General features: G+C 76.7%; 5 protein-coding genes, 3 pseudogenes and 1 riboswitch. Of the genes and pseudogenes, 2 read left to right on the plus strand and 6 right to left on the minus strand.

Annotated features, from left to right (window positions below):
* Positions 1-146: 146 nt before the first annotated feature.
* The 6 genes and pseudogenes from KBX06_RS14680 to KBX06_RS14705 all read right to left on the minus strand — a co-directional run.
* A pseudogene (locus KBX06_RS14680) lies at positions 147-2,321 on the minus strand (VWA domain-containing protein); the annotation flags it as partial.
* 38 nt (positions 2,322-2,359) lie between these two features.
* Positions 2,360-6,028 carry a cobaltochelatase subunit CobN gene (gene cobN / locus KBX06_RS14685; protein ID WP_210835068.1) on the minus strand — a complete coding sequence of 1,223 codons (3,669 nt, stop codon included), beginning with the start codon at positions 6,026-6,028 and terminating at the stop codon, positions 2,360-2,362.
* Between the two features lie 138 nt (positions 6,029-6,166).
* Positions 6,167-6,412: a hypothetical protein gene (locus KBX06_RS14690; protein ID WP_210835069.1), complete on the minus strand. Its 246-nt coding sequence runs from the start codon at positions 6,410-6,412 to the stop codon at positions 6,167-6,169.
* 46 nt (positions 6,413-6,458) lie between these two features.
* Positions 6,459-6,588, minus strand: a riboswitch (cobalamin riboswitch).
* A 331-nt stretch (positions 6,589-6,919) separates the two neighbouring features.
* Positions 6,920-7,231: a response regulator transcription factor gene (locus KBX06_RS28475; RefSeq protein WP_210835070.1), complete on the minus strand. Its 312-nt coding sequence runs from the start codon at positions 7,229-7,231 to the stop codon at positions 6,920-6,922.
* A 30-nt stretch (positions 7,232-7,261) separates the two neighbouring features.
* Positions 7,262-7,597 carry a hypothetical protein gene (locus KBX06_RS14700; protein WP_210835071.1) on the minus strand — a complete coding sequence of 112 codons (336 nt, stop codon included), beginning with the start codon at positions 7,595-7,597 and terminating at the stop codon, positions 7,262-7,264.
* A gap of 149 nt (positions 7,598-7,746) precedes the next feature.
* Positions 7,747-8,343: pseudogene (locus KBX06_RS14705) on the minus strand (sugar MFS transporter); the annotation flags it as partial.
* Here KBX06_RS14705 and KBX06_RS14710 point away from each other — a divergent pair.
* Together KBX06_RS14710 and KBX06_RS14715 are read left to right on the plus strand one after the other, a co-directional pair.
* A pseudogene (locus KBX06_RS14710) lies at positions 8,310-8,672 on the plus strand (substrate-binding domain-containing protein); the annotation flags it as partial. The pseudogenes KBX06_RS14705 and KBX06_RS14710 sit on opposite strands and share 34 nt — an antisense overlap.
* Positions 8,673-8,858: 186 nt before the next feature.
* On the plus strand, positions 8,859-13,037 hold the full coding sequence (locus tag KBX06_RS14715; protein ID WP_210835072.1) for a SpoIIE family protein phosphatase: 4,179 nt from the start codon (positions 8,859-8,861) through the stop codon (positions 13,035-13,037).
* Positions 13,038-13,156 lie beyond the last annotated feature (119 nt).

The raw sequence follows: 13,156 nt of genomic DNA on the forward strand, positions 1-13,156 counted from the left end.
CCGCCGCCGCCAACGGCGGCGGCGGTAACGGTGGCGGCGATCTTGGTAGGGAAGGGCCCCTCTGGGGGCCGTTCGTCGCCAAGATCTGCGGCGGACCGAGCGTGCGGGGCTCGGCGGGACGCCGGCGCGGAGGTGGGGCGGCCGGCGGCGAGGGTGGTGAGGGGGGCGGTGGCCACCTCGTCGAGGCGGTGGTGGGCGGCGTCCAGTTGGGCGGCGAGGCGGCGGGCCAGGCCCAGGCGGACCGGGCCGCTCTCGCAGTCGACGACGACGCAGGGCGCGCCGGTGGCCGCAAGCACATCCGCCGCGCGGGCCGCCCGGTCGAGCGGGCGCTCGCCGGCGGTGGCCCGGCCGTCGGTGACGACCAGCACCAGGGGGCGGCGGCGCGGATCGCGCAACCGCTCCACCCGCAGCAGGTCGGCGGCGGCGAGCAGTCCCTCCGCCAGCGGGGTGCGACCGCCGGTGGGCAGCTCGGCCAGCCGGATGGAGGCGGCGAGCACCGACGAGGTGGCCGGCAGCAGGAGCTGCGCGGCGGTGCCCCGGAAGGCGACCACCGCGACCTTGTCCCGGCGCTGGTAGGCGTCGGTGAGCAGGGCGAGCACGGCACCCTTGACGGCGGCCATCCGCGCCCGGGCGCCCATCGAGCCGCTGGCGTCGACGACGAAGAGGACCAGGTTGCCCTCGCGTCCCTCGCGGACGGCCTCCCGGACGTCGTCGGGACGCAGCCGCAGCGGCCCGCCGGCCCGGCCGCGGGCGGCCTGGTGCGGCGCGGCGGCCCGCACGGTCGCCGGCAGGTGCAGCACACCGGGCCGGCCGGTCGGCACCCGCGCCCCGGTGGTCCGGCCGCGCCCGGTGCGGGCCCGGGAGCGGCGGCCGGGCACCCCGTCGCCGATCCCGGGCGCGGTGAGCAGGCGGGCCTTGAGACCCTGCCGGGGTACGGCCACGGCCTGTCCGGCGTCACCCGGCCGGGCCCGGGCGGCGGCGTCCTCGTCCGGGTCGCCCCCGCCGGCGCCGGGTGGGCCCGCCGGGGTGTCCCGCCCGGGCGCGGGGTCGCCGCCGGGCCGGTCCGGCTGGTCGCCCTCGCCCGGCCGGTCCGGCCACGTGCCGTCGCCACCGTCCCGACCCGGGTCGCCGTCGCGGCCGAGGCCCGGCCCGTGGCCGGCCTCGCCGGGCCCGCCGGCACCCGCGCCCCCGCCGGCCGGCGCGGAACCATCCGCGTCGCCGTCGTCCGGGGCGCCGCCCGCGTCCGGGCCGCCGTTCGGGCCACCGGATCCGCCGCCCTCCGGGCCGGAGCCCGGGCCGCCGTCGGGGCCGCCGGAACCGCCCGGGTCATCGTCGGGGTCGTCGTCGCCGGCCCGGTCCAGGGCCTCGTCCAGGCGCTTCTCGTCGAGCCCGGGGGCGTCGAACGGGTTGCGGCGGCGCCGGTGCGGCAGGGCCAGCCGGGCGGCGACCCGCACGTCCTCCACCGTGACCGCGTCCCGGCCGTGCCAGGCGGCGTGCGCCAGCGCGGTACGGGCGGTGACGATGTCGGCGCGCATGCCGTCCACGTCGAACGCGGCACACACCTCGGCGATCTGGCGCAGCGCGGCGTCGGGCAGCAGCACCCGGTCCAGCCGCTGCCGTGCGGCGGCGACCCGGCGGGCGACCTGCGCGTCGGCGTCGGCCCAGCGGGCGGCGAACCCGACCGGGTCGGCGTCGGCGGCGAGCCGCCGCCGGACCACCTCGACGCGTACGGCCGGATCGCGGCTGGCCACGACCTCGACGGTCAGCCCGAACCGGTCCAGCAGCTGCGGACGCAGCTCCCCCTCCTCCGGGTTCATCGTGCCGACCAGCAGGAACCGGGACGCGTGGCTGACCGAGACGCCCTCGCGCTCCACGTGGCAGCGGCCCATCGCGGCGGCGTCGAGGAGCAGGTCGACCAGGTGGTCGTGGAGCAGGTTGACCTCGTCGACGTAGAGCACCCCGCGGTGGGCGGCGGCGAGCAGGCCGGGCTCGAAGGCGCGTACGCCGGCACCGAGGGCCTGCTCCAGGTCGAGCGAGCCGACCACCCGGTCCTCGGCCGCCCCGACCGGCAACTCCACCAGCCGGGCGGGACGCCGCTCGGCGGCCGGCTCGGCCGGGTGCGGACCGTCCGGGCAGGACGGGTCGGGGGCGGCCGGATCGCAGCCGAAGCGGCAGCCGGCCACCCGGTCGACCGGCGGCAGCAGCGCCGCCAGGGCCCGTACGGCCGTCGACTTGGCGGTGCCCTTCTCGCCGCGTACGAGCACCCCGCCGATCGCCGGGGAGACGGCGTTGAGCAGCAGGGCCAGCCGCATGTCGTCCATGCCGAGCACCGCGCTGAACGGGTAGGTGGTCGCCGTGCTCACTGCCGTTCCTCCAGGTCGCCCTCGCTGGCCAGGTACGTCTCGCGGAGCCGGTCCAGGGTGGCCGGCTCGGGCTCGGCCCACAGGCCCCGGTCGGCCGCCTCCAGCAGCCGCTCGGTGATGCCGCGCAGCGCCCACGGGTTGGACCGCTCCAGGAACTCCCGGGTGGTGTCGTCGAAGACGTACGCGGCGGCGAGGTGCTCGTACATCCAGTCGTCGACGACGCCGGCGGTGGCGTCGTAGCCGAACAGGTAGTCGACGGTGGCGGCCAGCTCGAAAGCGCCCTTGTAGCCGTGCCGGCGCATAGCGGCGATCCACTTCGGGTTGACCACCCGGGCCCGGAACACCCGCCGGGTCTCCTCGCCGAGGGTGCGGGTACGCACGTCGTGCGGCATCGCCGAGTCCCCCACGTACGCGGCCGGGGCGGCACCGGTGAGGTGGCGGACCATCGCCACCATCCCGCCGTGGTACTGGAAGTAGTCGTCGGAGTCGACGATGTCGTGCTCGCGGGTGTCCTGGTTCTTCACCGCCACGGCGATCCGGGCGAAGGAGCGTTCCATGTCGGCACGCGCCTCCCGCCCGTCCAGCCCCCGGCCGTAGGCGTAGCCGCCCCAGACGGCGTACACCTCGGCGAGGTCGGCGTCGCTGCGCCAGTTACGGGCGTCGATCAGCGGCAGCAGCCCGGCGCCGTACGCGCCCGGCTTGGAGCCGAAGACGCGGGCGGTGGCCCGCCGCTCGTCGCCGTGTTCGGCGACGTCGGCGGCGACGTGGGCGCGCACGAAGTTCTCCTCGGCGGGCTCGTCGAGCGCGGCCACCAGCCGCACCGCGTCGTCGATGAGGGCGACCACGTGCGGGAAGGCGTCGCGGAAGAAGCCGGAGATGCGCACGGTCACGTCGACACGGGGGCGACCCAGCTCCGCCGTCGGCACCACCTCGACGCCGGTGACCCGGCGGGACCGGTCGTCCCACGTCGGGCGGCAGCCGAGCAGGGCGAGGACCTCGGCGATGTCGTCGCCCTGGGTACGCATGGCGCTGGTGCCCCAGACGGTGAGCCCGACCGAGCGCGGGTACGCACCGGTGTCGGCGAGGTGCCGGGCGAGCAGCGAGTCGGCCAGGGCCACGCCGACGTCCCAGGCGTTGTGGCTGGGGATGGCCTTCGGGTCGACGGAGTAGAAGTTGCGGCCGGTGGGGAGCACGTTGACCAGTCCCCGGGTGGGCGAGCCGGACGGGCCGGGCGGCACGAACCGCCCGTCGAGCGCGCCCACCACCCGGTCGATCTCGTCGGTCGTACGGTCCAGCCGGGGCACCAGCTCGGTCGCGGCGAAGCGGAGCACCGCGGCGGCGTCCGGCACGGCCCGCCCGGCCACCTCCGCGACCACCGCGTCGACGGTGTCGGCGTCCCAGCCGAGGGTCTCCATGCCGACGACCAGCCGGCGGGCCAGGGCCTCGATCAGGTCGACCGCGTCGGCGGCGGTGACGGCCGGCCCGTCCACGGTCTCGGTCAGCGCCTCGGGCACGGCCAGCCGCCGTCCCGGCTCGGCGAGCAGCGCCTGCTCGTCCAGTCCGTACGCGGCGGCCAGCGCCTGCCGCAGGCCGGGCAGCGCGCGGGCGCCACCCCAGACCTGCGGGGCGCGCAGCACGGCGAGCACCAGGTTGACCCGCGCCTCGCCGGTGGGCGCGGCGGCGAGGACGTGCAGCCCGTCGCGGATCTGCACGTCCTTGACCTCGCACAGGTAGCCGTCGAGGTGCAGCACGAAGTCGTCGAAGTCGTCGGCGTCGGGCATCCGCTCGGTGTGCAGGTCGTGGTGCAGCTCGGCGGCGCGCACCAGCTCCCAGATCTGGGCCCGTACGGTCGGCACCTTCGCCGGGTCGAGGGCCTGCACGGTGGCGTACTCGTCGAGCAGCTGCTCCAGCTTCGCCAGCTCGCCGTACGTCTCGGCGCGGGCCATCGGCGGCACCAGGTGGTCGACGACGACGGCGTGCGCGCGCCGCTTGGCCTGGGTGCCCTCGCCGGGGTCGTTGACGATGAACGGGTAGACCAGCGGCAGGTCGCCGAGCACGGCGTCCGGCGCGCAGTCGGCGGCCAGCCCGAGGCCCTTGCCGGGCAGCCACTCCAGGGTGCCGTGCTTGCCCAGGTGCACCACGGCGTCCGCGCCGAACCCGCCGTCGGCGACGGGCGCGGCCAGCCAGCGGTACGCGGCCAGGTAGTGGTGGCTGGGCGGCAGGTCCGGGTCGTGGTAGATGGCGATCGGGTTCTCCCCGAAGCCGCGCGGCGGCTGGATCAGCAGCACCACGTTGCCGAAGCGCAGCCCGGCGAGCACGATGTCGCCGCCGTCGGTGTAGAGCCCGCCGGGCGGCTCGCCCCAGTGGGCGAGCATCCGCTCGCGCAGCTCCGCCGGCACCTGGTCGAACCAGCGCCGGTAGACCTCCCCCGGCACCCGCGCCTCGGCGGCGCCGAGCTGCTCCGGGGTGAGCCACTCGACGTCGTGGCCGCCGGCGGCGATGAGGGCGTGGATGAGCGCGTCGCCGTCGTCGGGCACCGGGGCGTCGCCGAGGTCGTAGCCGGCGTCGGCCAGGGCGGCGAGCAGCCGCACCGCCGAGGCGGGGGTGTCCAGGCCGACGGCGTTGCCGACCCGCGAGTGCTTCGTCGGGTACGAGCTGAGCACGACCGCGAGCCGCCTGTCGGCCTGCGGCACGTGCCGCAGCCGGGCGTGCCGCACGGCGATGCCGGCCACCCGGGCGGCCCGCTCCGGGTCGGCCGCGTACGTGGACAGCCCGTCTGCGTCGATCTTCTTGAACGAGAACGGCACGGTGACGATCCGGCCGTCGAACTCGGGAATCGCCACCTGCATCGCGGCGTCCAGCGGGGAGAGCCCGGCGTCGCTGGCCGCCCACTGCTCGCGGGTGCTGGTCAGGCAGAGCGCCTGGATCACCGGCACGTCGAGGGCGGCGAGCGCGCCCACGTCCCAGGCGTCCTCGTCCCCGCCGCCGGAGGCGTCGGCGGCGACCGCGCCCCCGGCGGCGAGCACGGTGACCAGCAGGGCGTCGCAGCGGGCGAAGAGCCCGAGCGGCCCCGCGCCGGCGGTGAGGCCGCGCAGCGAGCCGCAGTAGATGGGCAGCGGGTCGCCGCCGACCGCGTCGACCGCGTCGGCGAGGACGTCGACGAAACCGGTGTTCCCGGCGAGGGCGTGCGCCCGGTAGAAGACGATGCCCACGGTCGGCCGGTCCGGCCGCGCGGGCCGCTCGCCGTGGATGCCGTACGTCGGGGTGGGGGCGGGCGGGGCGAACCCCTCGCCGGTGAGCAGGACCGTGTCGGAGAGGAAGCGGGCGAGTTGGGCGAGGTTCTCCGGCCCACCCTCGACCAGGTAGGCCAGGGCCTGCGTGGCCACCCCGGAGGCCACCGTGGACGCCGCCATCAGCTCCGCGTCCGGCACGTTCTCGCCGCCGAGCACCACCGTCGGCACGCCGGAGGCCAGCACCGTCGCCAGCCCGTCCGGCCACGCCTGCCGGCCGCCGAGCAGGCGTACGACGGCGAGGTCCACGCCGTCGAGCAGCGCGGGCACGGCGTCGGCGGCGACCCGGGCGGGGTTGGCGAGCCGGTAGTCGACGTCGCTGGCGCGGGCGGCGAGCAGGTCGGTGTCGGCGGTGGAGAGCAGCAGGATGCGCACGGACGGCTCCGGAGAGTGACGCCCGGGTCGACGCGGGGAAGACCGGGCGATGCGGGGATGGGCGCGGTTCAGCGGGTACGACGGGCCGGCGGCCGGCTCACCGGCGAACCGGCGGGGTCGGACGGCGCGGCGCGGGCGTCAGCGGTGGGCGGTGCGGACGTGCCCGGACCCGGCGGCGACCCGGCCGGGCACGGTGCGGGCGCGGCCGGGTGCCGGGCGACCGCCGGCGGGCGCGGTGCGGGCCGGCCGGTGCGCGGCGGCCCGGCGGCTGACCGGCGGGGCGGGGATGCGGCCCTCTACGGAGAGGCCGCCGAGCGCGGGGCCGCTGGCACGGCCGGGCACGATGCGACGATGATCGTCGATGGGGGAGACGCGGTGCGTCATCGGGTCCTCCTCGGGTGTCCACGCCCTGGAATCACTCCGACGGCCGAAGTATCCTGGCTCCCGGATCGACGCTCTCCCCCGGCCTTCCAACCGCGCACGCACGGCCGTGACTCACGAGGGGGGATCGCTCCCCGGTGACAGTGGCGGGACCGCGCCGGAATCGCACCGGCTTCCTTCACTGCCGTCAGGCCGCGAATGCTGCCACACCCCGGGGCCGCCGGTCAACGCCACCCCACCCGGCCGACGACGGGCCATCTTGATCGGCAGGGAACGATCGGTAGACCCTCTTCCGCAGCTCTTTCACATTGCCTCTAGTCGATGTGATGTTCCGCTTCCCGAATGCGGATACGGTGGCGCCGCACAGCGCTCGGCCCGGCCGCCCGGCATTCGCGGCCTTTCCGGCGCCCGCGCGCCGTCGCCCTTCCCCAGCAGGCACGTTCCGGCGGACGGCAACCGCCCTTGCCTCACCCGACGTACCGGTGGAGGTTCACCACAGTCGACGTCGGCTCACCGGTCGGCGAGCCCCGATTCGTAGCCCGCGATCACCAGTTGCGCCCGCTCGCGGGCGGCGAGCCTCGTCAGCAACCGGCCGATGTGCGTCTTCACGGTGCCCCGGCTGAGGTGCAGGTGCCGCTCGATCTCGCTGTCGGACATCCCACGGGTGATCAACGTCGACACCTCCCGTTCCCGCCTGGTCAGCCCGCTGGGATGCGCCGCCGTACTCGGGGCGAGGCTCCTCCGACTCGGGCGACGCGAGTGCGCCCGACGACGGAAGGGACGGGCCGAGGGACCGGGAGCGATCAGCCATGCGGGGCACATATCGCCCTCGGTCGGCGGGCGGCGAACCCGTCAGCGGGCGTGGCGCTCCGGGTGGGCCCGGTTCCACACCCGCATCCGCTCCGGGTAGCCGGTGCGGGCGGCCTCGTACAGCGGCACCGCGTGCTTCCGCGCGATGGAGCCGGCGGCGCGCGGCGAGCCGGTGCGGCGGCGGATCCACTCGCCGTCGTGGGCGATGGCGACCACGGTGGTGTCGGTCGCCGTGGTCTCCGGCTCCAGGTAGAACTCCACGCCCCGGCGGCTGGCCACGAACGCCTCCAGCGCGGCCAGATCCTCCCGGGTCGCCTCGCGGTCGAGCTTCGTCGGGGTCGCGTCGGCGGCGCGCGGCCGCCGGTTGAACCAGCCCATGCCCGGCTCCTCTCCTCGGCGTCCGTCCAGTGCAGCGCCGTCACCTGTCAACCGCCTGCGCACCACCTGGCAGCCACCTGCACGCGTCCGGTCGTCGCCTCCCGGCCCACCCCCGGCGCGGCGGCGGACGAGCACGGGCCGGTGGCCGCTCAGCGGGCCGGCGGGCGGGTGGCCGGCACCAGGGCGAGGGTGGGCAGCAGCAACAGCGGCACGACGAGCAGCGCCCGCAGGGTGCCGACCCGGTCGCCGAGCAGGCCGAGCAGCGGGGGGCCGGCCAGGAACGCCGTGTACCCGATCACGGCGACCACGCTGACCCGGGCCGGCGCCCGCCGCTCGTCGTCGGCCGCCGCGCTCATCCCGACCGGGAAGCCCAGCGACGCGCCGATCCCCCAGAGCGCGACGCCGGCGATCGCCACCGGCCCGGAGCCGGCGAGCACCGCCACGCCCGCGCCGAACGTGGCGAGCAGGATCGTGGCGGACAGCACGGGCACCCGGCCCCAGCGGTCCAGCGCGACGGTGCCCGCCGTGCGCCCCAGGGTCATGCCGACGACGAAGACGCCGAAGACCGCCGCCCCGGCCGCCTCGCCGAGGTCGTGGCCGTCGATGAAGGCGACCGCCAGCCAGTCGTTGGCGCTGCCCTCGGCGAACGCCGCCACCAGCACCAGCAGGCCGACGAGCAGGGTGCGCGGCTCCCGCCAGGCGGCGAGCAGTTCGCGACGCCGCCCTGCCGGTGCGGCTGGTGCCGGGGGACTTCAGCGCGCAGCGGGGCCGGGCAGCGGCCCGGGAGGTGCTGGCGCGCTGGCCGGACACCGACGCGATCGTCGGCAGCAGCGACGCCACCGCCCTCGGCGTGATCGACGGGCTGCGCGGCGACGGCGTCCAGGTGCCCGGGGACGTCGCGGTGACCGGGTTCGACGACATCCCGCTCGCCGCGATGACCACTCCCGCGCTGACCACGGCGACCCACCCGGTCACGCAGATCGCCGCGGCGGCGGCGACGGCCGTACTGGGCGGACGACCGGCACCCCCGGCGACGGTGTTCCCGTCCCGGCTGGTCCGCCGGCTGAGCGGCTGAACCGCGCGGCCCCGGGCCGGGCGCATCGGCCGCGGTGGGTACGCCCTCCCGGGTGCGGGTCGGGTCACGTCGATGGACGGTTCGGCCGTGCCCGGTTGGGGAAAGTCACCCCGGCGGGACGATGAGGGCAGAGTTCGGCGGCTGCCCGCGACCCGGACACCAGGGGCGGCGACAGGGGGCCGGGACGTGGATTCGAAGCAGCACGTCGAACCGGCGGGCGCCGGGGCGGCCGTCGACGACCTCTTCGCCGGCGACGACCCGACCAGCGCCGCACACCGCGCCACCGACTGGGCGGCCACCCCCCTGGGCCCGGTGGAGACCTGGTCGCCGGAGTTGCGCGCGGCGGTACGCACCGTACTGCCGTCGAAGATCCCGATGCTGCTGTGGTGGGGCGCCGAACTGGTGCAGATCTTCAACCACGCGTACACGCCGGTCCTGGGCGACAAGTACCCGGCCGCGATCGGCCAGCCGGGGGCGGAGTGCTGGCCGGAGGTCTGGGAGGAACTGGGTCCGCTGACCGACCAGGTGCTCGCCGGCCACGGCGCCACGTACGCGGAGAACCAGTTGCTCCTGCTCGACCGGCACGGCTACCTGGAGGAGACGTACTGGACCTTCTCCTACAGCCCGGTGCGCGCCGGTCACGGGCGGATCCCCGGCGTCTTCGTGGCCACCACGGACGTCACCGCCCGGGTGCTGGGTGACCGGCGGCTGGAGACGCTGCGCGAGCTGGGCTCGGTCTCCATCGCCGCGGCGGACACCACCCGCGACGCCGTCCGGGCGTCGGCCCGGGTGCTCACCGGCAGCCCGGCCGACCTGCCCGCCGTGATGATCTACCTGCGTACCGAGGGGACGTCTCCGGGCGACGGGGCCGCCGCCGGCCCCGGACCGGCCGGCGGCCGGGGCCCCGACGCCGACGAACTGGTCCTGGCCGCCTCGGTCGGCGTGGCCGACGACGCCGCGGCGGGAGCCGGGTGGCTGGCGCAGATCGCCGAGGTGGCGCGCACCGGACGCCCCGCACAGGTCCGGGGAGTGGTCCTTCCCGGCGCCCCCCGCGCCCGGGCCGGGGCGGTCGTCGGGGTGCCGGTCGACGAGGTGGTGGTGCTGCCGCTGCTGGCCACCGGACAGGCCCGCCCGACCGGCGTGCTGGTCGCCGGCATCAGTCCCTTCCGCAAGCTGGACGAGGCGTACCGCGGCTTCCTCGACCTGGTGGCCAGCCGGGTCTCGACGGCGCTGGGCGACGTGCTGGCGTACGAGGCCCAGCGGCGCCGGGCCGCCGCGCTGGCCGAACTGGACGCGGCGAAGACGGAGTTCTTCACCGACGTCAGCCACGAGCTGCGCACCCCGCTGACGCTGATCGCCGGGCCGGTACGGGAGAGCCTCGCCGACGGGCGCGAGCCGCTCCCGCCGGGCCAGCGCGAACGCCTGGAACTGGTGCACCGCAACACCGTCCGGCTGCGCAAGCTGGTCAACGACATGCTCGACGTCGCCCGCATGGAGGGCGGCCGGCTGGACCCGCAACGGGTGGAGACCGACCTTCCGGCGCTCACCGTCGGCGTCGCCGAGTCCTTCGCGTACGCCATGCGCCAGGCCGGGCTGACCTACCGCGTCGACGTCGAGGCGCTGCCGCACACCGCGTACGTGGACCGCGACATGTGGGAGAAGGTGGTGGTCAACCTGCTCTCCAACGCCCTGAAGTACACCCTGACCGGCACGGTGCGGCTGCGACTGCGGGGCGACGACGGGCACGTCACGCTGACCGTCGACGACACCGGCGTCGGCGTCGCCGAGGACCAGCAGCCGCTGCTGTTCCGCCGCTTCCACCGGGTACGCGGCGCCGGCGGTCGCTCACAGGAGGGCACCGGCATCGGGTTGGCGCTGGTGCAGGAGATGGCCCGGTTGCACGGCGGCGAGGTCGGCGTGCGCTCGGTCGAGGGCCAGGGCTCGACGTTCACCGTCCGCCTGCCGTACGGCCGGCCCACCGCCACGGTCACGACGCGCCGCGACCGGGCCCACGGGCCGGCTCACGAGGCGTACGTCGCCGAGGCTTCGCACTGGCTGCCGGCGGCCGCGCCCGCCCCTGCGGACCCGGGCGACGACGACGCCCGGGACGCCGCGACGGTGCTGGTGGTGGACGACAACGCCGACCTGCGCGCGTTCCTGACGAGCCTGCTGGCGCCCCACCACCGGGTCGTCGTCGCGGCCGACGGGCGGGAGGCGCTCGACCGGATCGCCGAGCGCGTGCCGGACCTGGTGCTGACCGACATGATGATGCCCCGCCTGGACGGCTTCGGGCTGGTCCGGGCGCTGCGCGCCGACCGGCGTACGGCAGGGCTGCCGATCATCGTGCTCTCCGCCCGCGCCGGCGAGGAGGCGGCGGTGGAGGGGCTGCGCAGCGGGGCCGACGACTACCTGGCCAAGCCGTTCTCCTCGGAGGAACTGCTGGCCCGGGTGGGCGCGCACCTGGAGCTGGCCCGGCTGCGCAACGAGGAGGCGACCTGGCGGGCGGCGCTCATCGAGTCGTTGCAGGACGCGTTCGCCGTGGTCGACGCCGACGGCGCGCTGGTCGAGGCGAACGAGGCGTTCCGCCGCCTGGTGGGCGCCGCCCGGCTGGCGGCCCCGGTCGCACCGCCGCACCCGTGGTACCCGGAGGCCGACGCCGCGCCCGCCGACCGGCAGCTGCTGATCGACGTGCTGTGCGCCGCGCGGGACTCCGGCCGGGGGCGGGTCACCCTGCCGCTGCGGCACGCCGACGGGCACCGGATCTGGGCCGAGGCGGTCTACAACTCGCTGCGCGAGCCGCGTACCGGCCGCCGCCTCTACGTCGCCACGCTGCGCGACGTGACCGCCGAGGTCCGGGCCGCCGCGCGGCAGTCCGCCCTGACCGCGCTCTCCGGTCGACTCGCCCGCGCCACCGACGTGGCCGAGGTGCTCGACGCCGGCCTGTCCGAGCTGTGCACCCTGCTGGACGGCACCCGCGGCCTGGCGGTCTGCGCCGACGCCGCCGGCACGCCGCTGGTGGTGACCCAGGGCCTGACGCTGACCCGGCAGGTGCAGCGCGCGCTCGACGGGCTGCCCCCGGAGGGCGAGGCGCAGCTGGTCGTCGACGACGCGGGCCGGGTGACCGCGATCGGGGCGCGCATCGAGCCGGGCGGGGCGCCCGGCGGGGTGTGGCTGGAGCTGGATCCGCCCCGGTCGGTGCCGACGGTGGACCGGCCGCTGGTGCGGCAGCTCTGCGCCGCGCTGGCCCAGGCGCTGGTGCGCGCGCGGGCCTTCGAGACCCAGCGGACGGTGGCCCTGGCCATGCAGCGGGCGATGCTCGGCCCGGTCGACCTGCCCGCCGGGTTCGCGACCCGCTACCAGCCGGCGGTGGCGCCGCTGGAGGTGGGCGGCGACTGGTACGACGTGGTGCAGCTGCCCGGCGACCTCGTCGGCGTGGTGGTGGGCGACGTGGTGGGGCGGGGCCTGCCCGCCGCGACCGTGATGGGTCAGCTGCGCAGTGCCTCCCGCGCCCTGCTCCTGCAGGCCAAGAGCCCCGCCGAGGTGCTCTGCGCGCTGGACGACTTCGCCCGGATGGTGCCCGGCGGCGCCTGCACCACCGTCTTCTGCGCCATCATCGACCGCTCGCTGGGCTTGCTCCGCTACTCCTCGGCGGGCCACCCGCCGGGCATCCTGGTGCACCCGGACGGCTCCGCCGACCTGCTGACCCGCGCCGGTTCGGTGCCGCTGGCCAGCGTCGCGGTGCCCGGCCGGCCGGAGGCCGGGGCGCAGTTGCGGCCCGGTTCGACGCTGCTGCTCTACACCGACGGGCTGATCGAGCGACGCCGGGAGCTGATCGACGCCGGCATCTCCCGGGCGGTCGCCGCGCTCACCCAGGGCCGCGAGCTGCCCGAGGGCGCGCTGGCCGACCGGATGGTCCGGGACCTGCTGCCGGACACCCGAAACGACGACGTGGCGGTGCTGGTCTACCGGCACCGCGAGCCGGCGGTCTTCGCCGCGACGCTGACCGCCGACCCGGGACAGCTCGCGCCGACACGGGAGGCGCTGCGGCAGTGGCTCACCGGCCTCGCCATCGGCGGGACCGACGTCGACGCGGCGCTGATCGCGGCCGGCGAGGCGTGCGCCAACGCGATCGAGCACGGCTACCGGTTCGCCCCGGACGCGTCGGTCACCGTCCGCGGGCGGCTGCGCGCCGACCGGCTGGAGCTGGTGGTCACCGACACCGGCGGGTGGCGGGAGGCGGCCCCCGACGACAGCGAGCGCGGCCGGGGCCGGCTCATCATGTCCCGGTTGATGGACGAGGCCACCATCGACGGCAGTGCCGACGGCACCACCGTACGCCTGGTCAAGCGCGTCTCCGGCACCTGACCGGATGCTGGCGGAACCGCGGTGGGCGGCGGCCGGGTCCCGACGTCCTGGTGCCGACGGCCCCGGCCCCGCGTCGCGTCGGCCGGCGGTCGTGGGCTGCCGCCGTCGGGTGGCCGACG

The sequence above is a fragment of the Micromonospora sp. C31 genome (assembly GCF_018070575.1).
Taxonomy (GTDB): Bacteria; Actinomycetota; Actinomycetes; order Mycobacteriales; family Micromonosporaceae; genus Micromonospora.